Source organism: Rhodothermales bacterium (assembly GCA_017643395.1).
GTDB lineage: Bacteria > Bacteroidota > Rhodothermia > Rhodothermales > UBA10348 > JABDJZ01.
The window spans coordinates 94,487-117,221 of record JAEPNP010000003.1; the positions used below are offsets into that span (position 1 = coordinate 94,487).

Consider the following 22,735-nt stretch of genomic DNA (forward strand, 5'->3'; position numbering starts at 1 on the left):
ACCCAAGAAGAGCGATATATCCCATGCGAAAGGTTCTCTCAAACTGGCTGCGTTCCGCCGCCCTTGCCATCGCGCTCGTCGCGATGGGCGCCGATGTCTCGCTGGCACAGGTCACTGTGGCAGTCAACGACATCTCTGGGCGCCCCGGTGAGTCGGCAGTCGTAGCTGTGGACCTGAGCGGCGTAGAGGGTGGTGCAGCCATTCAGTCTTACCAGCTGACGGTTGGTAACACGAACGGCAACGTTGCACTTGCTAGCGTGAACTACACTGGCGCTCTCGCCAGTGCCTTCACGAACAACAACAACGGTACTTTTCCGTCCACGGCGGACGTCACCATCGGTGGCTTCTCGACTGGCACGGACATTACCACCTCGGGCACGCTGCTCTTTCTCACATTTAATTTCGTCGCCGCCGGCTCAGACACGATTACGCTGACCGGAACGACGTTCAACGCAGGCAACCCCGCCGTCGCTGCAGGCTCCGACCTCTCCGCCGCCGTGGTTTCCTCTAATCGTTTCCTCAACGCGTCGAACCACAACGTGCTGACGACCGCTCCTGATTTCGTTATCGAGATCACGGCAGAGGACGCCTTCACGGCTGGTGACAACGTCATCTCCTTCAACTTCGATCTGGATTATGATCCCGCAGTCGTCACCCTCGGTGCCGTTTCTGCTGGCGATCTCAACGCTTCCGGCTGGACGTTTAACTCCAGTGGTGGAGGTGCTACCGGCTCGATCACGGTTGGAGCGTTCAACTCCGGTGGCGGCGCCCTCAACGGCGCAGGTGTCATTGCCCGCATCGCTGCTACGGCAGCAGCGGCTGGCACAAGCACCCTGGATCTGAACAGCGTTGTCTTCAATGCCGGCACGCCGGTGTACGCTGATCGCGACGGCTCTGTCACGGTCACCTTCGTGGCTGCAAACGTGCCGCCGGTTGCGAGCGATGCCAGTGCATCGACGAACAACTTCGCCGACGTGGACGTCACGCTGAGCGCAACAGACCCGGACAGCAGTCCTGCTGCCCTTACCTACAGCGTCACTCAGCCGGCCAACGGCTCCGTGACCCTGGCGGGCAACGTGGCGACCTACACGCCGGACTTCCCGTTCACGGGCGACGACACGTTCACCTTTACCGCCAACGATGGTGAGGATGATTCGAATGTCGCAACAGTGACCGTCACCTCGACGGCAACCGCCGAGGCCGTGCTGTCCGGCGTCAATGAAGTACCCTTCGTCGCTTCTCCCGGTTCGGGCGTGGTGAACGTGACCATCGCCAACGGCGTGGCCACGATGACGGGTAACTTTGCCGGTCTTGCCGGCGATTTCGCTGCGTCGCACGTGCACAACGCACCTGTCGGGCAGAACGGCGGTGTGGTGCAAGACCTCACGGCCGGGGTGTCTGTCGACGCTGGAAACCGTAGCGGCACGTTCAACACGGTTGTGGACCTGTCAACCAACGCGGCGCTCGCCGACGCCATCTGGAACAGCGGCGCGTACGTTAATGTGCACTCCGCGGCCTATGGCCCGGGTGAACTGCGTGGTCAGATCCTGCCGGCCCCGAACTCGGCGCCGAACGGAACGGCCGTCCGTGCCCCGTCGGACGTGAAAATCATCGGCAACAGTGGTGATCGCCTCTACTCGGTGTCGTGGCTGCCGGCCAACGACCCGAACGGTGACACGGTCAACTACCTGTACCAGATGTCGATGAACGCGAGCTTCACGGACATCGTATCGTTTGACGACTTCTCCGACGGCAACGGTTTCCGTGTCACGGTGGGCGAAGCGGCCGAACTGTACGACTTCGTGACCGACGCCGACCCCGGCATGGTCAACGTAGGCGGCACGGTCACGCTGTATCACCGCGTGATCACGACGGACGGCTCTCGCTGGACTGCGGGTACCTCTGCCGAGATTACGCTGGAGCGCGGCACGGTGACGTCCAATGAGGGCGAAGCTGACCTGCCGACCGAGTTCGCGCTGAAGGGCAACTACCCGAACCCCTTCAATCCGAGCACGAGCATCCAGTTTGACCTGCCTGAGGCAGCCGACGTGACGGTGACCATCACCGACATGTTGGGCCGCCAGGTGCTGAACGTCCCGACGCAGGCAATGTCTGCCGGGGCCGACCGCGCCATTCAGGTCCAGGCCGGATCGCTGGCCTCAGGTCTCTACCTCTACCGCGTGGTGGCTCGGTCCGCCCAGGCCACCTACGCGAAAGTTGGCACGATGACGCTTATCAAATAAGCGGCTTCGTCCAGACCTTCCGGAGCCCCGGTTCGCCAACGGCGGGCCGGGGCTTCTGGTATATATGCGTGGCCCATATTGGGTAGTGGTCGCGCGTTCTGAGTACTAGGAACAAGAGCGGACCACGAACGATTGCACCCGCGTCGCCCCATCCCGCTCGATTCATTTCAACACTCGCCGGCCTATGCGCTTGCTACGGGGTTCCTCGTCTTTCCTCCGCTGCCTTGCAGCCGCTCTCTTCCTCTCTATTGCCGGCGTTTCCGGGAGCCATGCCCAGGTAACGGTGACCGTTGCCGACGTTTCAACGAGTGTTGGCACCGTAGTCGAAGTGCCGGTTGTTCTGTCCGGCGTCGAGGCGGGCGCAGGCGTCAACTCGTTCCAGTTGACCATCACCAGCTCGGATCCCGCGGTGGTTCCAGATCGAGCCGATGCAGGCTCCCCGAACTTCCACAACAGCAGTGGAACGCTGGTGCAAAACTTTACGGTGTCGTCCAATGATGCGAACGGGCGAATCGGCGGATTCACCTCGTCCAACAACGCCTTTACCGGCAGTGGCACGCTGATTCTGGTTAGACTGAAGGCCACCGCGGCGGTCTCGTCGACGATCACCCTGACGGATTTCAGACTGAACAGCGGCAATCCGGCCCATACACCCGACGTGCCGTCGTTCACGTTTGACGCCACCGGCAGTGGTGGCGGCGGCTCCAACAACGCACCAGTTGCCAGCAACGTCAACGTCACTACCTCTCAGGACACGCCGGTCACGGTCACCTTCTCCGCGACGGACGCAGACGCCGATAACCTCACGTACAGCGTAGTCGCCACCCCGGGAAACGGCACGCTCGGCACGGTCTCCGGCAACACCGTGCAGTACACACCGGGAAGTGGTTTCACCGGCACCGACTCGTTCACCTACAAGGCGAACGACGGTACCGAGGACTCGAACACGGCTACGGTGTCAATCGTCGTCGGCTCGACCGGCGGGGGCAACAACTCGCCCATCGCGAATGACGACTCGTACACAGTAGGCGAAGACGCCGCCTTGAGCGTGCCCGCTCCCGGCGTGCTCACCAACGACACGGACGCCGACGGAAACTCGCTGACTGCCTCCCTGGAAACCAGTCCGGACAACGGGTCGGTGTCGCTGGCTTCCAACGGCTCGTTCGCATACGTGCCCGACGCCGATTTCTCCGGGACGGACACCTTTACCTACGTGGCCAACGACGGCACGATCAACTCCAACACGGGCACCGTCACCATCACCGTGACGGCGGTCAACGACGCTCCAGTCGCCCAGAATCAGTCCGTGACCACGGAATCGAATCAGGCGGTCACCATCACCCTGGTGGCTACGGACGCAGAGAGCGACCCGCTAACCTATACCATAACCGCGACGCCGCTCAAAGGGAGCATCAACCAGAGCGGGAACGTGGTGGTCTACACGCCGAACAACGGCGAGTCAGGAGGGGACAGTTTTGCCTTCAAAGCGAACGATGGCCAGGAGGACTCGAACAACGCGACCGTAACGATCACCATCGGCTCGCTCAACACGGCCCCGACCGCCACCGACGACAGCTATGACGTCGACGAAGACGACTTTCTCGGCGTGCCGGCGCCGGGCGTGCTGGCGAACGACTCGGATCCAAACGGCGACAACCTGACGGCTTCCCTGGTATCCGGCACCAGCAACGGTGACATCAGTCTCCAGGCGGACGGCAGCTTCCTGTACACGCCCGATGCGGACTTCAACGGCACCGACACGTTCGTCTACGAAGCCTCGGACGGGTCTTTGGCCGATCAGGGCACGGTGACCATCACGGTAAACCCAACCGGCACGGCCCGCCTCCAGGTGATCCATAACGCGCCCGACGCCCAGGTTGACCCGGCGGATGTCTACCTCAACGGTGAGCTGTTTCTGCTCAACGCTCCGTACCACACGGCCTCGCCCTTTGTGAGTCGGGCCGACGGCACGCTGGACGTTGTGATGACACCCAACGGCACCGGCATGGGCGGCGCGGTGGCAACGTTTCAGACTACGCTGGATGAGAACGGCACCTACGTCATCATCCTTGGCGGAAGCACCCAGAGCAGCTATGCCCTGAACAGCATTCCCAACGCCAAGGAGTCCACCAGTAACGACCGGTTTGAGGCGTTCTTTTTCCAGGGCGGCTCTGACCTGCCGACGATCGACATCGTCAACCAGTCTGACGACCTCGACAATCCGGGGGAAGTGACAGTACTGGCAGGCGCCACGTTCGGAGACTTTACGCCCTATCTGCCGAATACGCCGAACTCCTACAACTTCGCCCTGCGCACGTCTGGAGGATCTACGATCGACGTATTCCGGCTTGCCCTCACAGACGCTGGAGCTACCTATTCCGTAGTCGTCGGCGGCCTGCTGAATTCGCCAGCCTACCCGATTTCCATGACGGCCTTCGATGCTGCCGGCAATGCCAAGCTCGGCAACGTCGTCACCTCCATCGAGCCGATCGACGAACTCGCGCCGAAGACCTTCCTGCTTCGCGGCAACTACCCCAATCCGTTCAATCCGAATACAAACATCCAGTTTGACCTTCCGGAAGCGGCCGAAGTTGCTGTGCGTGTGACGGACCTCCTCGGACGCGAAATGCTGTCGATTCCTGCGCAGCAATTCTCCGCGGGCACCAACCTGTTTATTCCGGTTGATGCGTCAGAGTTGGCCTCCGGTATCTACATCTACCGCGTAGAAGCGCGCACCGTGCGGACCACGCATGTGGCCACAGGCACGATGACGCTTATCAAATAGGCGCGATGGGCGCCGCATCCCGGCGCACGCATGATTCGGGTCTGACGTCCGCACTCGACGCATCCGGCCTGCCGATCCCGCTGATCGCCGTGGCATTGGTAGCTGCTTCGGCCGTTCTGCTGGGCACCGAGATCCCGGGAAGCGCCTATACACTGGCAGCCGCCGGCTCCTTTGCGATCTATCTCCTGGACCGAGCATGGCCGTTCTCCCCGGAGGATGCAGCCAATCGACCGGAACGCGCGACATGGCACGGCGACCATCGCTGGTATCGGTTTCCAGCGCTGATCCTCGCCATTGGCTTGAGCCTGTGGGCGCTGCTTCAGTTGCCTCGAGCTGTATGGCTCTTTGCCGCAGCGCTGACGGTGCTGGCGGGCCTGCACGCCGTGCCGCTGGGCGGACGAAGGCTCAAGGCGAGCGCCTGGCTCAAACCGTCACTCGTGGCGGCAGCCTGGGCCGCAGGCGCAGTACTCATCGTGCCGTTTGCAACCGGCGGGGAAATCACTCGAGCAGTTGTGCTGCTGCTGGCAGTGCGCGGGCTCACGGTCGCGGCCAATGTGGTCCTGACAGATCTCGCAGATTCCGAGGGTGATGCCGCCGCCGGACTCACCTCTCTTGCCACACGCTCCGGCGAGCGCGCTGTGCGTAGTCTTGCTTCGGCGTTGATCATTGCGGGCGCGGTGCTGTGCCTCGCGCAATTCGTCAGAAGCGGAAATGTGCTCTGGAGTGTCGAAGCCCTTGGACTCGTGCTCTATCTGGCAGTGGTCCAGCGACGGGCAGCACTCCCCGAGCCCATCGTACTGGACCTCCTGGTGGCCTGGCCTGCCGTCACCTGGCTGGTCTCCCGGCTCTGACCGCGCCGCCCATCGCCCGAAGAAGCCACTGACGCGGCGCAGCGCACCGTCCGGGCATCGCAGAATCCACCCATGAAGTCCAGCGTATATCATTCGCTGGGGCGCTCTGAAATGCGCCCGCTTCCTCGACCCCTGTGATCCCGACATCGATGGCCCGAATCCTTTCGGCACTTCTGCTGGCCTCTGCGCTCACCGCCTCGGCCAGCGCCCAGGAACTCCCGATTCAGCTGGATCTGGACCACGCCTCGTTTGCCTATGACGAGTCGTCTTCCATGATCGAGCTCTACCTGGCCTTCGAGGCCGCGACATTGCCCTTCAACCAGCATGAACAGGGCTTTCTTGCCGTTCTGCCCGTTGATCTGAAGGTGCAGCGCGCGAGCGATGCGCTCCTGCCCGGCACGCCGGCCGAGGCCGTTTGGGCGGACTCGCTGGACCTGTCCTTCATGATCGCGGATACGACTTCGCTTCAGCAGGGTCAGCAATTCCTGCATCAGGTCCGCGCGGCGGTGCCGCCGGGTGAGTACGAACTCCAGGTGTCGATCCCCGGGGAGCAGGCGCGCCCGGCCATGATGCTTCGCCGCGATGTCGTGGTACCCAATTTCTCGGATTCGGAGTTCGTGGAGCTGTCCGACCTCACGCTCGCGAGTGAGGTGCGCAGAGCCGACTCCCGCGACGAGGCGTTCTACAAGAACGGCCTGGTGGTCAAGCCCAACGCCAACCAGCTCTTTGGGGCGGGGCTCAGCCAGCTCTACTACTACGGCGAGGCCTACAATCTCGAGCGCCTCTCTACGCAGAGTGACGAGTACACAGTATTCGCTTACATAGCCGAGGCCAACCTGCCGCAGCCCATCGAGGGGCTGCAGCGCAGATCTACGCGTCCGCTCCGCGATCCCGATGTGCTCATCGGCAGCTTCAACCTGGCCACACTGCCGAGCGGATCGTACTTCCTGCGAGTCGCCTTGCTGAACGCAGAGAACGAATCCATCGTCGAGCGCTCCCGCAAGTTCTTCGTTTACAACCCGCACATCGAGCAGGTAGTCACGACGGGCCTGGAAGCGGATTTCGAGACCAGCCAGTATGCGACGATGTCGCTGGAGGAGGTGGACAAGATGTATGAGCACATCACGCCCATCGCCACCGACACCGAGCGCAGCCGCATGCGCAGTATCGAGGATCTGGAGGAGCGCCGGCGCTTCCTGATGCAATTCTGGCAGATGCGTGATCCGAATACGAACACGCCCATCAACGAATTCCAGGAAGAGTTCTACCAGCGCCTACAGTTCGCCAACGACCGCTACACGTCCAGTTTTGACGAGGGTTGGAAGACAGACCGCGGACGTGCGCTGCTGAAGTACGGCCGACCGACGAACATTGAGCCGCACCTCTTTGACCGCGGCTTCCGCCCTTACGAGATCTGGCAGTACAACAACATTCCGGGAGAAGGACAGGCCATCTTTGTCTTTGCCGACCGGGACGGTTACGGCTTCTTCGAGTTGCTGCACTCCACCGTCTCCGGAGAACGAAAACTCGCCAACTGGCAGAACGAGATCCGCGAGGGGTCCAACTAGACTTCGCAGTCCGGCGCGCGCGCGCAGGTTATTTTCTCCGGCAGAACCACCACGACAGGTATGCCGGTAGATCACACCTACATCGACGCCCTCTCATCGCAGGTAGGGCAGGAAGTCACTCTCAAGGGGTGGCTGTACAACAAGCGCGGCGGAAAGGGGATTTTCTTTCTGATTCTCCGTGATGGATCCGGGTTGGCCCAGTGCGTGGTCAGCGAGGAAGACGTGGATGCATCCAGTTGGCAAGCGGCTTCGGATGCCACCCAGGAGAGCGCTGTCGCCGTGACCGGCAATGTGCGGGCTGATGAGCGCCAGATCGGCGGCTTTGAGGTGCAGGCCTCGTCCGTATCGCTGATCAGCAAGGCGGAGGAGTATCCCATCACGCCCAAGGAGCACGGCGTCGAGTTCCTGATGAACCAGCGCCACCTGTGGCTACGCAGCCGCAAGCAGTGGGCCGTCATGAAGGTGCGCAATCGCATCATCTACTCGATGCACCAGTTCTTCCAGGAGCAGGGCTTCGTGCAGATGGATGCGCCGATTCTGACGGGCAATGCGGTCGAGGGCACGTCCACGCTCTTCGAGATCGATTACTTCGGCCGCCCGGCCTATCTGACTCAGAGCGGTCAGTTGCACGGCGAGGCGATGGCGATGGCGATGGGCAAGATCTACACCTTCGGGCCGACCTTTCGCGCCGAGAAGTCCAAGACCCGCCGCCACCTCACCGAGTTCTGGATGATCGAGCCGGAGATGGCGTTCTTCGATCTCGACGACAACATGGAGCTCGCGGAAGGCCTGTTGGTGCGTCTGGTGGGCGATGTGCTCCGCGACTGTCAGACCGAGCTCGAGATCCTGGAGCGTGATCAGGAGCCGCTCAAGCGGGTGCAGGGACCGTTTCCACGCATCTCCTACGACCGCGCCGTGGACATCCTGCACTCGGACGAGACCGCCGACATGATGGACGCGCGCATGGAGAGTCTGCGCGAGGAGGACGCGGCGCTGGATATCGAGCTGGCCGACAACAAGAAGCGCTACGGTCAGGCCAAGAAGTGGGAGAAACGCAAGATGGACGCGCGGGAGATCGAGATCCACAAGCGCAAGGCGGACATCGAGGAGGATCTGCGCAACCTGCCGAACTGGAAGGAATCGGCTCGCACGTTCGAGTGGGGCACGGACTTCGGTGGATCCGACGAAACAGTGATTACCTGGCATTTTGACCGGCCGATCATCGTTCACCGGTTCCCGCACCAGTTCAAGGCGTTCTACATGAAGCGCGATCCCGAGGACGATCGGCTGGCGCTGGGCATGGACGTGCTTGCCCCGGAAGGCTACGGCGAGATCGTCGGCGGGGGAGAGCGGGCAACCGATCTGGAGTTCCTGCAGGCGCAGGTGAAGGCTCACGGGCTGCCGGAGGAGGTATTCGACTGGTACTTCGACCTGCGCAAGTTCGGCAGTGTGCCGCACTCCGGGTTCGGGATAGGCCTGGAGCGCACCGTCTCCTGGATTTGCGGCCTGCACCATTTGCGCGAGGCGATTCCGTTTCCGCGGCTGCTGGATCGCATTCACCCGTAGGTGGGGGCGGGCGGAGCGCTCGCGGGTCCCGGCGCGGCGCGCCCCCCCAGATCGGCGCGGCGTCCCCGAGCGGCGCATCCCCCAGAGCGGCGCGGCCCTCAGCACGGCGCAGCGTTTGCATTCACTCCCGGCAGATCCTCACATCACGCTCAACGACCATGAAATCGAACATTCCGGTCCTGCTCGCCGTGCTGCTGCTGGCGGCGACGGCCACTCCACTGGACACCAATGCACAGAATCGCACGGTGTCAGTGCAGGGCGAGGGCATCGTGCATGTCACGCCGGATTTTGCCGTCGTGCGCTTTGCCGTCGTCACCCATAATGACGACGCCGAGCGCGCCTTCGATGCCAACGAGGCCGCTGCAGCCAGGGCCATGAACGCGGTCCGGGGCCTCGGCATCGAGGAGCGGTTCATCAAGCTTGAAACGCTCCAGCTCCAGCCTCGCCGTGAATACAACCAGCAGACGCGAAACTGGGAGGAGCGCGGGTTCGAAGCCACGCGTCAGGTGTCGGTGGAGATTGATGACATGGAAAAGCTCCCGGCGCTCGTTTCGACCGTAGTCAGCCAGGGTGCGAACCGGCTGGGCGGCATCACCTACGATGTGCGTGACCGCGAAGGTGCCCGGCAGGAGGCTCTGCGCCTGGCCGCCGCAAATGCGCGTGAGAAAGCCGTGCTCTTGACGGAGGCGCTGGGCGCGGGCCTGTCCTTTGTGATGCAGATCACAGAATCCGGAGTCTACTTCCCGACTCCGCAACCGGTGATGCTTCAGGAAGCCGCGATGCGGGCCGACTCGGGTGGCAATCCGGCCGCCTATGCGGCGGGTGAGCTTGAAGTCAGGGCCAACGTGTCCGTCACGTTTGCCATCGAGTAGGAAGCAGGCCGCGAACTCCGACCCGGATTCAGGACTCGCGAGGCTCAGGCTACGGATTCAGTGCCGACATCCTCCGCGAGGTCGGTCATCCAGGTCACGACACCCTCGATAACGCGATCCCGATCCAGGTCATTGAAGGTTTCGTGGTAGGCGCCCTCAAACAGACTCAGCTGCTTGTGATCGGTTGAGGCGCGCGCGTACAGCTCCGCACTTCCGTCCGGGTCGGTGAGTCGGTCTGCCGTGCCGTGGAAGACCAGTAGCGGCATGTCGAGCCGGTGTCCCTCGCGCTCTACCTCGCGCATTCCCCGGATAAACTCGGCACCGGTCCTGGCGGGAATGCGTCCGTGGTAGTTGAGCGGATCGGCATTTGCCTGCTCGACGACATCGGTCTCCCGCGAAATGGCCGAACGGTCCATCTTGATGGTGGGAAGACGAGGTGCGACCTCGCCGATCACGGTCGCGAACCGCTGCAGGATAGCCGCCTCGCTGCTCTTGAGCAGTGGACTGGACAGGATAAGGCCGTCGACTGCACCCGGATTGCGCAGAGCGTAGAGCGTGGCAATCAGTCCTCCCATGCTGTGCCCAAACAGCACCACCGGGACATCCGTCCACGCGGAACGCGCCGCAGTGAGCATGTGGCCCAGGTCCTCAACTAGTCGAGAGATCCGGGCGATGAACGCAGGGCGCCCTGGCGAGCGACCAAACCCCCGGTGGTCGTACAGCAGCACGCCGAACCCGGAGTCGGCCATTGCCCGGGCTACATGCCCGTAGCGTCCTGAGTGTTCGGCATAGCCATGCGAAACCACGACCGCCCCCTGGAGGGCGATGGTGGGTTCAATCAGCCTGAAATGGAGCGGGTTTTCACCCGAACTGGAAGGATCCGCCACGTCGTCTTCCGGCGGATCGCCGGAGTCAGGCCTGGCTGGGCCTGAGTTTGGAGTACACAAACAAGAGCACGATCGCGCCGCCGGTGGCTGTCAGGAAACCCCCGACCATGCTGGTCGCAGCGATGCCAAGAAGGCCGCCGAGGAAGCGACCTACAAACGCGCCCGCAATACCAAGCAGCGTGGTCATGATGAAGCCGCCGCCCTCTTCGCCGGGCATAATGTACTTGGCGGCTGTGCCGGCCAGAAAGCCGACGATGACCGTTAACAGGATGCTCATGATATCCTCGTGGGTGAAGGAAGTGTGACAAGGTAGGCAATGCTACGGGGGCCGTCTATCTTGGGATGCACTCAGGCAGAAAACGGTCAATACGCCCCATGAGCAGGACATTGATGGTCTCCATTTCCGGGATCAGAGGAATTTTCGGAAGTGGGCTCGACCCGGATGTTCTGGTGCGATTCTCGTCGGCGTATGCGGCGTGGGTGAAGGCCGAATCCACCACTGCCAAGGTGGTCATCGGCCGCGATGCTCGGGTCACCGGTGGTCTGTGTGCCCGCATCGTGTCTGCGACGCTGGAGGCGGCCGGCATTGATGTCGTCGACCTTGGATTGGCCACGACGCCCACGGTCGAAATGGCGGTGATCGGACTCGGTGCCGGGGGAGGAATCGTGCTCTCGGCCTCCCACAATCCCGCCGAATGGAACGCGCTGAAGCTGCTCAACAGCAAAGGCGAATTCCTGTCGCCAGAGGAGGGTCAGGAGGTCATCCGGCTTGCTGATGCGGAGGTCGAGCCGACCGTAACCTGGGATCGGATCGGCTCCTACTCGCAGGCTTCGTACCTCGACGAGCACATACAGGCCATCCTGGACCTTGAGTTCATAGATCCGGAGCCCATCGCCCGACGGGATTTCAGGGTAGTGGTAGACGGTATCAACTCTGTCGGAGGCGTTGCCATCCCCGCACTGCTGAGGCGTCTCGGCCTGCGCGACGAGCAGATTGTCTGTCTCAACTGCGAACCGACCGGCCGATTTGCCCATGTGGCAGAGCCGCTTCCGGAGAATCTGGTCGAAACCATCGCGGCAGTCGGGGAATCCGGCGCAGATCTGGGCATTGTGGTCGATCCGGACGCAGACCGGCTCGCGCTCATTCAGGACGGAGGCGTCTATCTGAGCGAGGAGCTCACTCAGGTCGTAGCCGCCGATTTCCTGTGGGGCTTCCGTAACGGGCCGTTTGTGACCAACCTCTCTTCTTCGCGCGCCATCGAGGATGTCGCTGCCCGCCACGGAAACGATGTCTACCGCTCAGCCGTCGGCGAAATCAACGTCGTCAAGAAGATGCAGGCGGTCGATGCGGTACTGGGCGGTGAAGGAAACGGCGGCGTCATCCTGCCTGACCTGCACTACGGCCGTGATGCGCTGGTCGGAACGGCCATGATTCTGCAGCATCTCGCCAATCAAAACGCTTCATTGAGCGACATTCGTGCCGGGCTGCCCACGTACCACATCGTCAAGCAAAAGACCGAAATCGGCGAACTGGACCCGGACGGGCTGCTTGAGCGCATGGCCGAGCGCTACGCCGGAGAGCGCATCTCGACCATCGACGGCGTCAAGATCGATTTCGACGAGGGCTGGGTGCACATGCGCAAGTCCAACACGGAGCCGATCATCAGGGTCTATTCAGAAGCGACGACCGAGGATCAAGCCCGCAGCCTCGGAGAGCGGTTCATGCAGGAGTTGGTGAGCTGACGGGCGATGGCCTACAGATCCTGGAACCGGGCGTCCTCTGCCTCGATCGCACCGCCTGACTGCCCCGCACCCGGCTTGCGGTGCACGGTGACGCGCCCCGCATCGTGCTGCGCGCCTGCGGAAGGCCCCGACGCCGTCTGTCCCGACGCGTACCCCGGCCCGGAGGACTCGGCATACCCCTTCTGAGCGGCGCTCATGACTTCCTCCACATTCTTCATGACCCCGCGCACGAATCGTCCGGCCATGAACATCTTGTAGGCCAGCCAGAGCAGGAGAACAATGAGGGCGATCTTGAACATCAGACGCGCACCGGGTTGAAGTATGTGGTGCCCGCGTAACCGACCTTCGCCACCTGTCGCACGATGGCCTCGAGGTCTTCCTCCGAGTGCACAAAGTCGATCTGCTCGGTATTGACGATCAAAAGCGGGGTCGCGTTGTAGCGGAAAAAGAACTGCTCGTACGCCTGATTCAGCGAATCGATGTAAGCGCGGTCCATATCGCGCTCATACGAGCGCCCGCGGCGCGCGATCATGCGCATGAGCCGGTCCGTTGAGGCCTGCAGGTAGACAACCAGGTCCGGCTTGGGGATGGAAGCCTGCATGATGCCGAACATGGTGTCGTAGAGCTGGAGCTCATCGCCCGAGAGATTGAGCTGTGCAAACAGGCGATCCTTGTCGAACATGTAGTCCGAGATGACCCTTGTGTGGAACAGGTCCGGGCCTCCAAGGGCCTGCTGCTGGCGGAAGCGGCTTGCCAGGAACGCGAACTGCGTCTGGAATGCCCACCTGGGGCGGTCCTCATAGAACCTGGCGAGGAAGGGGTTCTCGTCGAACTCCTCCATCACCTCTCGCGCGCCGAACCGACGAGCCAGCAGCCGCGTCAGCGTGCTCTTGCCCGCTCCGATCACCCCCTCGATAACGACGTAGCGGATTTCAGACGGCAAGCGCTCGCTTACCCGCGCCTGCAACCCCCGACCCTCGCCGGGCCACAGCTCGGCCTGCGGCGCCTCACTGGAGTCCGGAGACAGGACGACGCCTGTCACGCGAGACGCCGAACCCTCGACTCCCTCGAGCAGGCCCGTCACGGTGGCATTCAGGCCTGGCACCCAGAGGTTGGGCGCAAGGTCGGCAAGCGGTCTGAGCACGAACTCCCGCTCTGCGATGCGCGGGTGCGGCACGACCAGACCGGACTCCAGAATCTCCTCGGTGCCGTAGAGGAGCACGTCTATGTCCAGCGTGCGCTGGGTCCACCGCGCGTCGGAGGAGCGTACCCGGTCATTTGCTACCTCAATGTCAAGGCAGCGTCGCAGGAGGCCTGCCGCAGACAGCGTAGTGTGCACGGAAAGCACCGCGTTGAGATAGGGCGGCTGCGCATCGCCCATGGTCACGGCCGCAGATTCGTAGACGGGCGAGCAGGCGATAACCTCGATCCCCTGTGACGATCCGAGGGCGCGCACGGCAGCCTGCAGATAGGCGGCGCGATCTCCCTGGTTGGAGCCGAGTGCTAGGTATGCCGGAGTGTGCTGGGACACGCGTGCGTCTACTCCCCATTTACCCGGAAGATCGCCGGTTTTCCGGCCGGGCTCGATTCACGAAAGAAGCATGTATTTCTTATCCTTAGGGGTTCCACCTCCCCATTTGTGAACCAGGCTCTCGAATCGAAGGGGGACGCTTCCGCGCGTCTTCTGGAGTTGGAGGCAACCAACCGCAGACTGCTCGAAGAGCGCGATGAGGCGCTTCGCGGTGCGCGGGAGTTGAGCCACCAACTTCAGATTGTCAGCGAGGCGGCTCTCCACAACAACAGGCGGTACCGCGCGGTTTTGGACTCGCAGCACGAGTTCATTTCCCGCAGCCTGCCCGATACCACGTTGACCTACGTCAACGAGGCCTATTGTCGGTATTTTGGTTGCACTCGCGACAAGGCCGTCGGAACGAGCTTCCTGAGATTCGTCAATCCTGACCACAGGGAGGCCGCTCGCGGGCATTTCGAAGACCTCGTGGCCAATCCCCGAGTGGTCGAGTACCAGCACGAAGTGGTCCGGCCCGACGGATCGCGAGCATGGAACGAGTGGGTGGACGTGCCGATTCGAGACGAGTCAGGACGCGTGGTTGAGTTTCAGTCGGTGGGCCGGGACATCACGGCCCAGCGCGAGGCGCAGCTGGCCTTCGAGGAATCCAGCAGCCGTCTGGAGGCCATCCGTGCGATTGAGAAGGCCATGTTGGCTGCCAAGGGGTGGCGGGAAGTCGCGGAAATCGCGGTAGGACGCCTGGCCGAAATGGTGCCGCCGGGTCGCGTGACGGTCTATGTGCAGGACGCCTCGGCGGCAGAGTTTCACCTTGCCGCATCGTCCGGCAACGACCATCTCAAGCATCCAGCGCTGCCAGTGGTCGACGTGGAGGAGGTCATTGGACTGCAGCTGTACGGGCTTCTCACGCGCGGGCAGGAAGTGCAGGTGGCCGACATGGACGCCATGGCCACGAATTCGACGTATGTGCAGAGGGTGCGCAGTTTCGGTGCCCGCTCAGGCTTCATCATCCCGCTCATGGCCCGCGGTCAGTTCTTCGGGGCCCTGCTGTTTTCGTTTATCGAGCCGCACGCGTTTACGGACCACCACGTGCGCATCGCCCGTGAACTGAGCAACACGCTCTCACTGGCCATCTGGCAAGCCCGAATCGTTGATCAGCTGCGGGCGACCAACGACAAGCTCCGACTCATGTCACGTGAGTTGGTGGAGACGGAGGAACGCCGGCGTAGATATGTCGCCGCGGAGCTTCACGAGGAGATAGCTCAGATGCTCGCGGCCGCAAAAATGGGTCTTCATGCGGCCCGTTCGGACGCGCCGATTGGCGTCGGTGAGGACCTGGACCATCAGATCAAGCTGGTCGGTGACACGCTGGAGCAGGTGCGCAGCCTGTCGATGTTGTTGCGGCCCAATGTGCTGGAAGAGCAGGGTTTGTTCGATGCGATGAGCTGGCTGGTCGATCGACAGGCTGGACTGGAATCGGTAGAGGTCGACCTGGAACTGCCGGACGAGCGCCCGTCTTTGAGCCCGGCAGCCGAAATCACCTGCTACCGCATCGTGCAGGCGGGCATTGCCGAGGCACTTCGTGCAGAGGGGCTCAGCAGCCTTGCACTGTTGGCGCAGGTCTCCAAGGAGATGCTGGTGCTACATGTGATATTTGACGGGACGGCGCAGCGCACAAGCGGCGAACTCCTCCAGCTTCAGGAGCGCACAGAACTTCTGGGGGGCACGATGCGCCTGAGCCGGCTCCCTGGTGGCAAGAATCGCATCACGGCCGCATTCGTGGCGGGGGACTGACCATGCGCACCGCTTCAGCATTACTAATCGCGTTGTGGCTTGTCACGGTGGGCTGCCAAACTCCGGCTTCGGACGTCGCGCCAGTTCAGTCGCCGGGCCCGGATGCCGGGCTGATTCCTGACGAGTATCCGGAAGCCGAAGTTCTACAGAGCTCTGACCTTCGGATTGTCGTCGCCGGACACTACACCTCGGGCCATGAGGCATACGTATTCCAGCCCTGTGGGGTGGAGGAGGCCTATTGGGTTGACCATGATGCGGGACTCGCATCCTTCCACGCGGAGGTTACCGACGAACCGTACGAGGGCGTGTTTGTCGTAGTCGAGCTGGGCCTCGAACCACCGGCGGATGACGGTTTCGCGGCCGATTACGATGGCGTGGTTTCGTTTACGCGAGCAATTTCGCAATCCCGGCGCAGTGCGGCGGACTGTGGAGCTGCCGAGTCCACGGCGGAGACCCCCGAAAGCGGAACGGCAGAATCCGACGACCACCCCATCGACCGGAGAGCCGAAGCCTGTGCCGAGGCGGAGAATTGGACCACCACGGGCTTCATGATCTGCATGGACAGGGCGGGCACCGAGTGGGATGCCGAGTTGAACGAGCAGTATCAACTCCTGATGAGCCGACTCGAACCGCCGGAACAGGACGCGCTCCGTCAGGCCCAGCGGAACTGGATCACGTTCAGGGACGCAGAGCGTCAGCTGTATAGCGAGATGTACGGCAACCGGGAGGGCACGATGTGGCGCATGGTCAACATTGAGCTGATCGTTGGGCTCACCAGGGATCGGGCGCAGGCACTGGCGCGGATAAACGCGGAGTTTCGGTAGCCACGTCGGGCTCCGACGATCGGTGCGGATTCGAGAGCCCGCCCAGGAACCGAAGGCGGCTGCTACGGGTGGAGTTCTTTCCAGCCCGAGTCCGGATCGTTCCCGAAGCAATCGATCCCCGCCAGCGCTTTCAGGGAATGTCGTGCCAGTGGACCCTGATACAACGGGGGTGCTCCGTCGGGAATCTGAACCTCCTGGGTCCACTCGTACGAGCGCCCGGCCTGAAGCACCTGAGCCTCCGCGATTGCGTACTCCATGCGGAACGTTCGATTGGACGCGGAAACGGTACGCGTGGTACTCGAGTCTCCGGACGCGACTCGCACATTGGGAATCTGCACGTCCTCGGTTCCTTCAATGTGGAGGTAGACACCGCTGCACTGCACGTCCTTGTCGCCTATGACCGCTGTAATGCGAATCGTAAAGGGCGTGTCGTAACTCAGCGGATCGGGCGAAATCGATACCTGCGCGCCCGACCCGGTGAGCGCACTCGTGGCCGACTTGATCCGATCGAGAAGTCCCATGACGCTGACCCGGCTTGTTGACCACAAAATAAGCCCCGTTTCGTAAGGGCAGGGCGCAACAGAAAAGGGCGAGGCCGCAATCGCGACCTCGCCCCTTCCATAAGCCAAAGCGGCGGGACCTAAAAGTCCATGCCACCCATGCCGCCTCCCGGAGGCATGGCCGGGCCGGCAGCCTCTTTCTCGGGCTTGTCGGCGATCACGGACTCGGTGGTCAGCAGCAGGCCGGAGACCGAAGCGGCGTTCTCCAGAGCGGTGCGGGTGACCTTGGTGGGGTCAATCACGCCCTGCTCGAGCAGGTTGCCGTACTCCTCGGTGCGGGCGTTGAAGCCGAAGTCGGCTTTGCCCTCTTTCACCTTCTGCACGATGATCGAGCCTTCGAGACCGGCGTTGGCCGCAATCTGACGAAGGGGCTCCTCGAGCGCACGGCGAATGATCGCGGCGCCGATGTTCTGGTCGTCATTCTCCAGGGAGATGCCGTCCAGAGAGGAGATGGCGCGGATCAGGGCCACACCGCCGCCCGCCACGATGCCTTCTTCGATGGCAGCGCGGGTAGCGTGCAGCGCGTCCTCGACGCGTGCTTTCTTCTCCTTCATCTCGGGCTCGGTCGCGGCACCAATCTTCAGCACTGCGACACCGCCGGCCAGCTTCGCCAGACGCTCCTGGAGCTTCTCGCGATCGTAGTCGCTGGTCGTGGTTTCGATCTGCTGCTTGATCTGGTTGGCGCGGGCCTTGATCTGGGCGCCGTCGCCGGCACCGTCGACCACGGTGGTGTTGTCCTTGTCCATCACCACGCGCTTGGCCTGACCGAGGTAGTCCAGCGTCGTGTTCTCGAGGCGGTAGCCCTTCTCTTCGGAGACGACCGTGCCACCCGTCAGGATGGCGATGTCTTCGAGCATGGCCTTGCGGCGATCGCCGAAGCCCGGAGCCTTGACGGCTGCGACTTTCAGCGTGCCACGGAGCTTGTTCACAACGAGGGTAGCGAGTGCTTCGCCTTCCACGTCTTCGGCAATGATCACGAGCGGGCGACCCATCTGGGCGACCTTCTCGAGGACCGGAAGCAGGTCCTTCATCGCGGAGATCTTCTTGTCATGGATCAGGATGTAAGCATCCTCCATGACCGCCTCCATGTTGTCGGCGTCCGTAACGAAGTACGGGGAGAGGTAGCCGCGGTCGAACTGCATACCCTCGACCACGTCGAGCTGCGTTTCGGTGCCTTTGGCTTCCTCTACGGTGATCACACCCTCCTTGCCAACGCGCTCGAACGCCTCGGCGATCAAGTCGCCGATCGTGGAGTCGTTGTTGGCGGAGATGGCGGCCACCTGGGCAATCTCGCTCTTGCCTTCGATGTCGCGGCTCTGCGAACGCAGGTTCTCCACGATGCTGCCGACAGCGGAGTCGATGCCACGCTTCAGGTCCATCGGGTTGGCACCCGCGGTGACGTTCTTCAGACCGGCCGTCATGATGGCCTGGGCCAGAACGGTGGCCGTGGTGGTGCCGTCACCGGCAACGTCGGAGGTCTTGGAAGCAACTTCCTTGACCATCTGTGCGCCGACGTTCTCGAGCTTGTCCTCGAGTTCGATCTCTTTGGCAACCGTCACACCGTCTTTGGTGACCGTGGGGGCGCCGAATTTCTTCTCGATGATGACGTTGCGGCCCTTGGGACCGAGCGTCACCTTAACTGCGTCCGCGAGGGCATCCACACCGCGCTTGAGCGCGCCGCGAGCCTCGGCATCGAACGTAATCTGCTTTGCCATAGCTGGTTATCTACTGAGTTCTGTTTGACTGGGGCGTTTGACTTCCTGAGCGGAAATCAGCCAACGATTCCGAGGATATCGGACTCGCGCATGATGAGCAGGTCGTCGTTGTCCAGCTCGATCTCGGTGCCCGAGTACTTGCCGTAGAGGACCGTGTCGCCCTCCTTGACCGTCATGTCGATTTTGTTGCCGTTCTCGACGCGGCCGGGGCCGACTGCGACGATGGTGCCCTTCTGGGGCTTCTCCTTTGCGGTGTCGGGGATGAACAGACCGCTGGCCGTCTTCTCCTCCGCCGGGACGGGTTTGACCACCACGCGGTCGCCAAGGGGCTTGATGCTTGCCATTGCAAGAACCTCGCTAGTTGAGATTGATGTGGGAATTTCTGGCACTCTCTCAGAGGGAGTGCTAAATATACGGCGTAGCACTCCCCTGTCGAGAGTGCTAAAACATTCCATTTTCCCCCGGGGTTCCGCGGGTTTACAGCTTTTTGGCCGTCTTGAAGGCTCCTAACGGGCGGTACGGTGCGGGGTTGTGAACGTGGGGACAAGAATTTGCCCTCCGCCGCAACCGGGGCACCTCCGTGTCCGTTTTGAAGAGCATGCGGACCCCCAACGCCGGCTGGTACATGGCCTTCGGGCTGGGAGCCCTCATCGTCACCCTCATGATGCTTCCTCCGTTTGTAGGCGAGAGCGTGCGAGGGTATCTGATGCAGGGCTTCGCGGCTGTGTGCCATCAACTGCCGGGACGATCGCCGCATGTGGATGGCGTGCAGCTTGCCGTGTGCCATCGCTGTTTTGGCATCTACTGGGGCCTGCCGATAGCCGCGGTGGCGTATCTGGCAGTGAAGCGTCAGGTTCGATTCGGAAAGCGGGGCCCCTGGATTCTCGGATTCGCCCTTATCCCCATGCTGATTGACTGGGGTGGCGATGTGCTCGGCGTGTTTTCGAACACTCCAGGCACCCGCATGGCCACCGGGCTGGTATTCGGCCTTGTGGCCGGCCTCTTTCTGGTCCTTGCCTTTGTGGATGTGAGGCCGTCACGATCCGTCGCTGAGCCTCCCGTGGAATCAGAGGGCCGCCCAACCTATCATTAATCAAACCCCCAACACCCTCCCATATGCCGAGTAAACAACAATCGATCATCCTCGGAGGCGCGATCGTCGGCCTCCTCAGCACGTCCTACCTGGGCTTCATCAACATCCTGTGCTGCGCAGGCGTGTTGACTGGAGCCGTAGTTGCCGTCTGGCACTACACGTCGACGCATGAACTCACGCTCTCGGGAGGCCAGGGCGCCGGGATCGGTGTGCAGGCGGCACTGGTGGGCTGGTTGATAGCCTTCGTGCTCAATTTTGTGCTCATGTCTGCGGGCGTGCGCCATGACCTCATGATGGCCGAGTGGTCGCTGGCCAACTTTGGCGACCAGATGCAGCCTGAGCAGCTCGACCAGATCGAGGAACAGATCAACACGCCGTTCGGCGTGGGATCGTATCTCAAGATGACCCTGGCCAGCGTGAACGGAGTCATCGGTATTGTCCTGACGGCTCTCTTCGGTGCCATCGGCGGTGCCATCGGCGCCGCGGCCTTCAAGAAAGGTCCGGAGGAAGAGGCCGCTGCCTGATTCACGGCCCCCGGGGACCCTGTCTCCGGGGGCTGATGTTTTTTTTGGGGCTGGCGCCGTCGGGCCTACCGGCCGCGACCCTGCAGCGCTTTCGGCGGCCCGAGAATCTCGGCCAGGATGATGGCCTTGCGCAGATCGTCCGGCGAGTTCAGCGGCAACGCCTCGGCCGCGGGGGTCGGCGCTAGCCGCTTGGACGGCTCGCGGGCGATGTGGTCGTGCCCCACCAGCGGGTCCCGGAATTCCGAACCCATCGCCTCAAATGCATCTTCTCGGCGGGGGGGCGGCTTCGGCTTCGATGTCGGCCAGCGGAATTCCGGCTTGACCGGCTGTTGGCCCCCCTTCCATTCAGAGCGGGCTCGTTCGAACCGCTCCTCGGAGTCAGGGCGGCCGGTCACGACCCTATGGAATTCGTCGCTGGTGAGCGCCGGTTCCGCACGCGCACGCTCCGGTCCGGCGGTAGCGATGCCTCCACGCTCGACGCGCACCGGCTCGGGAGCACGTTCAGGTGCTCGTTCCGGCGGCCGCCCAGGCCCCGGGAATCCCAGCGCCTCGCCGATTTCGGCCAGGGCACGCTGCAGCTCTTCCGACTGCTGGGGGCCGTCCGCGCCCGGTGCTTCTCCCTGTGGTGGGGCCTTGCGCCGGGCTGCCAGATTGGACACTACCCAGAAGACCAGGAACAGTATGAGGTAGATCACTCCGTCCATGGCGCAAGATACTAGTCGGAGAGGATCTCTATCAGGCGTCGATTGGCACGGGGGAATGCAAAATCGCCGAGCTCGTCTCCCGTGACCCAGCGGAGCGGCTGGTCCAGCCTGGCCTCCGGCGTCCCGGAAAGCAGCAGGCACCGGAACGCCCAGAGGCGAATCCGGAAATGCGAGTACGCGTGGCGGATCACGGCGATCTCATCGACCACACGGACTTCAATGCCCAACTCCTCCCGAAGCTCACGCACACAGGCCTCTTCCGGGGCTTCTGCATCCTCGCATTTCCCGCCGGGAAACTCCCACAGCCCGCCAAGCATGCCTTCTTCCGGCCTGCGCTGAATCAGCATGCGACCCGAGGCGTCCTGCACCACGCCCACAGCCACCCTGTATTCCGGCACGGGCGCCCGGCGCTTTTTGACCGGGAATGCCTCCACCTGATCCAGAGCCAGCGCCGCACATCCGGCCCGCACAGCGCAGTGCTTGCAATTCGGGGTGCGAGGGGTGCACACAGTGGCTCCCAACTCCATGATGGCCTCATTGAAGGCACCAGGATCGTCGGTGTCGAGCAATTCCTGCGCGCGCTGCCGAAGGGCGCGCCGCACCGGACTGCGGGTTACGTCCTCTGCGATGGCGTCGTACCGAGAGAGCACACGAATCACATTCCCGTCCAGCACTGCCTCGGGTACGCCAAACGCAATGGAAGCCACCGCGGAAGCCGTATAGTCTCCAATGCCGGGGAGGCCGGAGAGCCCATCGTACGAATGCGGGAGTTTGCCCCCGTGATCACGAACCACGCTGCGAGCCGCGGCGTGCAGGTTGCGCGCACGCGAGTAGTAGCCCAGGCCTTCCCAATTCAGCAGGACCTCGTCAAGCTCGGCTTCTGCCAGGTCGCGCACCGTCGGGAAGGCCTGCATGAACCGCTCGTAGTAGGGCGTCGCCTGATCCACCCTGGTTTGTTGCAGCATGATCTCCGAGACCCAGATGCGATAGGGATCCCGCGTGCGACGCCAAGGAAGGTCTCTGCGCACCTCATGAAACCACGAAAGCAGGCGCCTGCGGAACTCGGCAGTGCTCAGCACGCGTTCAGTCCGCCGTTGCCACGTAGACCCGAATCATCACCGTGCGGGCCGAGCCGTCCTCCATGCGGGCCCGGAATTCGAACCGATAGTTGCCCTCGGCCGTGTCCGGCGTCCGCCAGAAGAAACTTCGATCCCGCCACCATCCGCGGGCCGGCAGTCTCACCGGTCGATACTCGATCACGGACCGGCCCTCCAGCGTGGTCGGCAAAGTCCGGATGACAATCTCGCCCGCCGAAACCGTGTCTACCAGGGTGGTATCCAGGGCGCCGATCGGTGCCGCCTGCAATGCGGGCGATGGGACCGGAGCCGCGTCCGGCGGCCGCATCGGCAGCAGGAGCGCCAGCCATAGTAGAAAGGCGACCAGGAATCCGGGATGCAACGGGGGGAGGAGGCTGTTCGGAG

General features: G+C 62.8%; 21 protein-coding genes. 11 read left to right on the forward strand and 10 right to left on the reverse strand.

Annotated elements, in window-relative coordinates; translation table 11 throughout:
• Window positions 1-23 precede the first annotated feature (23 nt).
• From JJ896_10925 to JJ896_10950, 6 genes are all read left to right on the forward strand, one after another.
• Window positions 24-2,243: a CHRD domain-containing protein gene (locus JJ896_10925; protein MBO6780155.1), complete on the forward strand. Its 2,220-nt coding sequence runs from the start codon at window positions 24-26 to the stop codon at window positions 2,241-2,243.
• Between the two features lie 184 nt (window positions 2,244-2,427).
• Window positions 2,428-5,028 carry a tandem-95 repeat protein gene (locus JJ896_10930; GenBank protein ID MBO6780156.1) on the forward strand — a complete coding sequence of 867 codons (2,601 nt, stop codon included), beginning with the start codon at window positions 2,428-2,430 and terminating at the stop codon, window positions 5,026-5,028.
• A gap of 5 nt (window positions 5,029-5,033) precedes the next feature.
• A complete protein-coding gene (locus tag JJ896_10935; protein ID MBO6780157.1) occupies window positions 5,034-5,879 on the forward strand; it encodes a UbiA prenyltransferase family protein in 846 nt (281 codons plus the stop codon).
• A gap of 149 nt (window positions 5,880-6,028) precedes the next feature.
• On the forward strand, window positions 6,029-7,447 hold the full coding sequence (locus JJ896_10940) for a GWxTD domain-containing protein (GenBank protein MBO6780158.1): 1,419 nt from the start codon (window positions 6,029-6,031) through the stop codon (window positions 7,445-7,447).
• A gap of 60 nt (window positions 7,448-7,507) precedes the next feature.
• Window positions 7,508-9,013 (forward strand): asparagine--tRNA ligase, encoded by a 1,506-nt coding sequence (locus JJ896_10945; GenBank protein ID MBO6780159.1) that lies wholly within the window; start codon window positions 7,508-7,510, stop codon window positions 9,011-9,013.
• Between the two features lie 158 nt (window positions 9,014-9,171).
• Complete coding sequence (locus JJ896_10950; GenBank protein MBO6780160.1) at window positions 9,172-9,885, forward strand: SIMPL domain-containing protein; 714 nt, start codon at window positions 9,172-9,174, stop codon at window positions 9,883-9,885.
• Window positions 9,886-9,929: 44 nt separating this feature from the next.
• Here JJ896_10950 and JJ896_10955 read toward each other — a convergent pair whose 3' ends face one another.
• Complete coding sequence (locus tag JJ896_10955) at window positions 9,930-10,772, reverse strand: lysophospholipase (GenBank protein MBO6780161.1); 843 nt, start codon at window positions 10,770-10,772, stop codon at window positions 9,930-9,932.
• 25 nt (window positions 10,773-10,797) lie between these two features.
• Window positions 10,798-11,049, reverse strand: coding sequence for a GlsB/YeaQ/YmgE family stress response membrane protein (locus JJ896_10960; GenBank protein ID MBO6780162.1), 252 nt, complete (start codon window positions 11,047-11,049; stop codon window positions 10,798-10,800).
• A 98-nt stretch (window positions 11,050-11,147) separates the two neighbouring features.
• On the opposite strand from JJ896_10960, the gene glmM reads away from it, so the two are divergent.
• Complete coding sequence (gene glmM, locus JJ896_10965; GenBank protein ID MBO6780163.1) at window positions 11,148-12,515, forward strand: phosphoglucosamine mutase; 1,368 nt, start codon at window positions 11,148-11,150, stop codon at window positions 12,513-12,515.
• Window positions 12,516-12,526: 11 nt separating this feature from the next.
• On the opposite strand, the gene JJ896_10970 is transcribed toward glmM, so the two are convergent.
• Both JJ896_10970 and folK read right to left on the reverse strand, forming a co-directional pair.
• Window positions 12,527-12,814: a hypothetical protein gene (locus JJ896_10970; GenBank protein ID MBO6780164.1), complete on the reverse strand. Its 288-nt coding sequence runs from the start codon at window positions 12,812-12,814 to the stop codon at window positions 12,527-12,529.
• Window positions 12,814-14,046, reverse strand: coding sequence for a 2-amino-4-hydroxy-6-hydroxymethyldihydropteridine diphosphokinase (folK, locus tag JJ896_10975; GenBank protein ID MBO6780165.1), 1,233 nt, complete (start codon window positions 14,044-14,046; stop codon window positions 12,814-12,816). The genes JJ896_10970 and folK overlap by 1 nt, the downstream gene beginning before the upstream one ends.
• A 108-nt stretch (window positions 14,047-14,154) precedes the next feature.
• Between folK and JJ896_10980 the strand changes: the two genes are divergently transcribed.
• Together JJ896_10980 and JJ896_10985 are read left to right on the forward strand one after the other, a co-directional pair.
• Complete coding sequence (locus JJ896_10980; GenBank protein ID MBO6780166.1) at window positions 14,155-15,834, forward strand: PAS domain S-box protein; 1,680 nt, start codon at window positions 14,155-14,157, stop codon at window positions 15,832-15,834.
• 2 nt (window positions 15,835-15,836) lie between these two features.
• Window positions 15,837-16,658, forward strand: coding sequence for a DUF1311 domain-containing protein (locus JJ896_10985; protein ID MBO6780167.1), 822 nt, complete (start codon window positions 15,837-15,839; stop codon window positions 16,656-16,658).
• 62 nt (window positions 16,659-16,720) lie between these two features.
• Here the strand turns inward: JJ896_10985 and JJ896_10990 are convergent, their stop codons facing one another.
• The 3 genes from JJ896_10990 to groES form a co-directional block, all read right to left on the reverse strand.
• Window positions 16,721-17,179 carry a hypothetical protein gene (locus JJ896_10990; protein MBO6780168.1) on the reverse strand — a complete coding sequence of 153 codons (459 nt, stop codon included), beginning with the start codon at window positions 17,177-17,179 and terminating at the stop codon, window positions 16,721-16,723.
• A gap of 119 nt (window positions 17,180-17,298) precedes the next feature.
• The gene (gene groL, locus JJ896_10995) at window positions 17,299-18,933 is read right to left on the reverse strand and encodes a chaperonin GroEL (GenBank protein ID MBO6780169.1); all 1,635 of its coding nucleotides are present in this window, start codon (window positions 18,931-18,933) and stop codon (window positions 17,299-17,301) included.
• A 56-nt stretch (window positions 18,934-18,989) separates the two neighbouring features.
• Window positions 18,990-19,277, reverse strand: a complete 288-nt coding sequence (gene groES, locus JJ896_11000; GenBank protein ID MBO6780170.1) for a co-chaperone GroES — start codon at window positions 19,275-19,277, stop codon at window positions 18,990-18,992.
• A 254-nt stretch (window positions 19,278-19,531) separates the two neighbouring features.
• Here groES and JJ896_11005 point away from each other — a divergent pair, with 254 nt between their 5' ends.
• Window positions 19,532-20,026, forward strand: coding sequence for a DUF2085 domain-containing protein (locus tag JJ896_11005; protein MBO6780171.1), 495 nt, complete (start codon window positions 19,532-19,534; stop codon window positions 20,024-20,026).
• Window positions 20,027-20,049: 23 nt separating this feature from the next.
• The gene (locus JJ896_11010; GenBank protein ID MBO6780172.1) at window positions 20,050-20,550 is read left to right on the forward strand and encodes a DUF4199 family protein; all 501 of its coding nucleotides are present in this window, start codon (window positions 20,050-20,052) and stop codon (window positions 20,548-20,550) included.
• 65 nt (window positions 20,551-20,615) lie between these two features.
• Here the strand turns inward: JJ896_11010 and JJ896_11015 are convergent, their stop codons facing one another.
• The 3 genes from JJ896_11015 to JJ896_11025 are packed head-to-tail and all read right to left on the reverse strand — an operon-like array spanning window position 20,616 to window position 22,712.
• Window positions 20,616-21,254: a hypothetical protein gene (locus tag JJ896_11015; protein MBO6780173.1), complete on the reverse strand. Its 639-nt coding sequence runs from the start codon at window positions 21,252-21,254 to the stop codon at window positions 20,616-20,618.
• 11 nt (window positions 21,255-21,265) lie between these two features.
• The gene (mutY, locus tag JJ896_11020; GenBank protein MBO6780174.1) at window positions 21,266-22,333 is read right to left on the reverse strand and encodes an A/G-specific adenine glycosylase; all 1,068 of its coding nucleotides are present in this window, start codon (window positions 22,331-22,333) and stop codon (window positions 21,266-21,268) included.
• 4 nt (window positions 22,334-22,337) lie between these two features.
• Window positions 22,338-22,712, reverse strand: a complete 375-nt coding sequence (locus tag JJ896_11025) for a hypothetical protein (GenBank protein MBO6780175.1) — start codon at window positions 22,710-22,712, stop codon at window positions 22,338-22,340.
• Window positions 22,713-22,735 lie beyond the last annotated feature (23 nt).

Bases quoted from the DNA above. Each gene is read 5' to 3' on its own strand.
- JJ896_10985 (MBO6780167.1), top strand. From the start codon at position 15,837: ATGCGCACCGCTTCAGCATTACTAATCGCGTTGTGGCTTGTCACGGTG.
- JJ896_10940 (MBO6780158.1), top strand. From the start codon at position 6,029: ATGGCCCGAATCCTTTCGGCACTTCTGCTGGCCTCTGCGCTCACCGCC.
- JJ896_11010 (MBO6780172.1), top strand. From the start codon at position 20,050: ATGCCGAGTAAACAACAATCGATCATCCTCGGAGGCGCGATCGTCGGC.
- JJ896_10970 (MBO6780164.1), bottom strand. From the start codon at position 12,814: ATGTTCAAGATCGCCCTCATTGTTCTCCTGCTCTGGCTGGCCTACAAG.
- JJ896_10930 (MBO6780156.1), top strand. From the start codon at position 2,428: ATGCGCTTGCTACGGGGTTCCTCGTCTTTCCTCCGCTGCCTTGCAGCC.
- JJ896_10960 (MBO6780162.1), bottom strand. From the start codon at position 11,049: ATGAGCATCCTGTTAACGGTCATCGTCGGCTTTCTGGCCGGCACAGCC.
- glmM (MBO6780163.1), top strand. From the start codon at position 11,148: ATGAGCAGGACATTGATGGTCTCCATTTCCGGGATCAGAGGAATTTTC.
- JJ896_10950 (MBO6780160.1), top strand. From the start codon at position 9,172: ATGAAATCGAACATTCCGGTCCTGCTCGCCGTGCTGCTGCTGGCGGCG.
- JJ896_10935 (MBO6780157.1), top strand. From the start codon at position 5,034: ATGGGCGCCGCATCCCGGCGCACGCATGATTCGGGTCTGACGTCCGCA.
- JJ896_11005 (MBO6780171.1), top strand. From the start codon at position 19,532: ATGCGGACCCCCAACGCCGGCTGGTACATGGCCTTCGGGCTGGGAGCC.
- JJ896_10945 (MBO6780159.1), top strand. From the start codon at position 7,508: ATGCCGGTAGATCACACCTACATCGACGCCCTCTCATCGCAGGTAGGG.
- groES (MBO6780170.1), bottom strand. From the start codon at position 19,277: ATGGCAAGCATCAAGCCCCTTGGCGACCGCGTGGTGGTCAAACCCGTC.
- JJ896_11015 (MBO6780173.1), bottom strand. From the start codon at position 21,254: ATGGACGGAGTGATCTACCTCATACTGTTCCTGGTCTTCTGGGTAGTG.
- JJ896_10925 (MBO6780155.1), top strand. From the start codon at position 24: ATGCGAAAGGTTCTCTCAAACTGGCTGCGTTCCGCCGCCCTTGCCATC.
- groL (MBO6780169.1), bottom strand. From the start codon at position 18,933: ATGGCAAAGCAGATTACGTTCGATGCCGAGGCTCGCGGCGCGCTCAAG.
- JJ896_10990 (MBO6780168.1), bottom strand. From the start codon at position 17,179: ATGGGACTTCTCGATCGGATCAAGTCGGCCACGAGTGCGCTCACCGGG.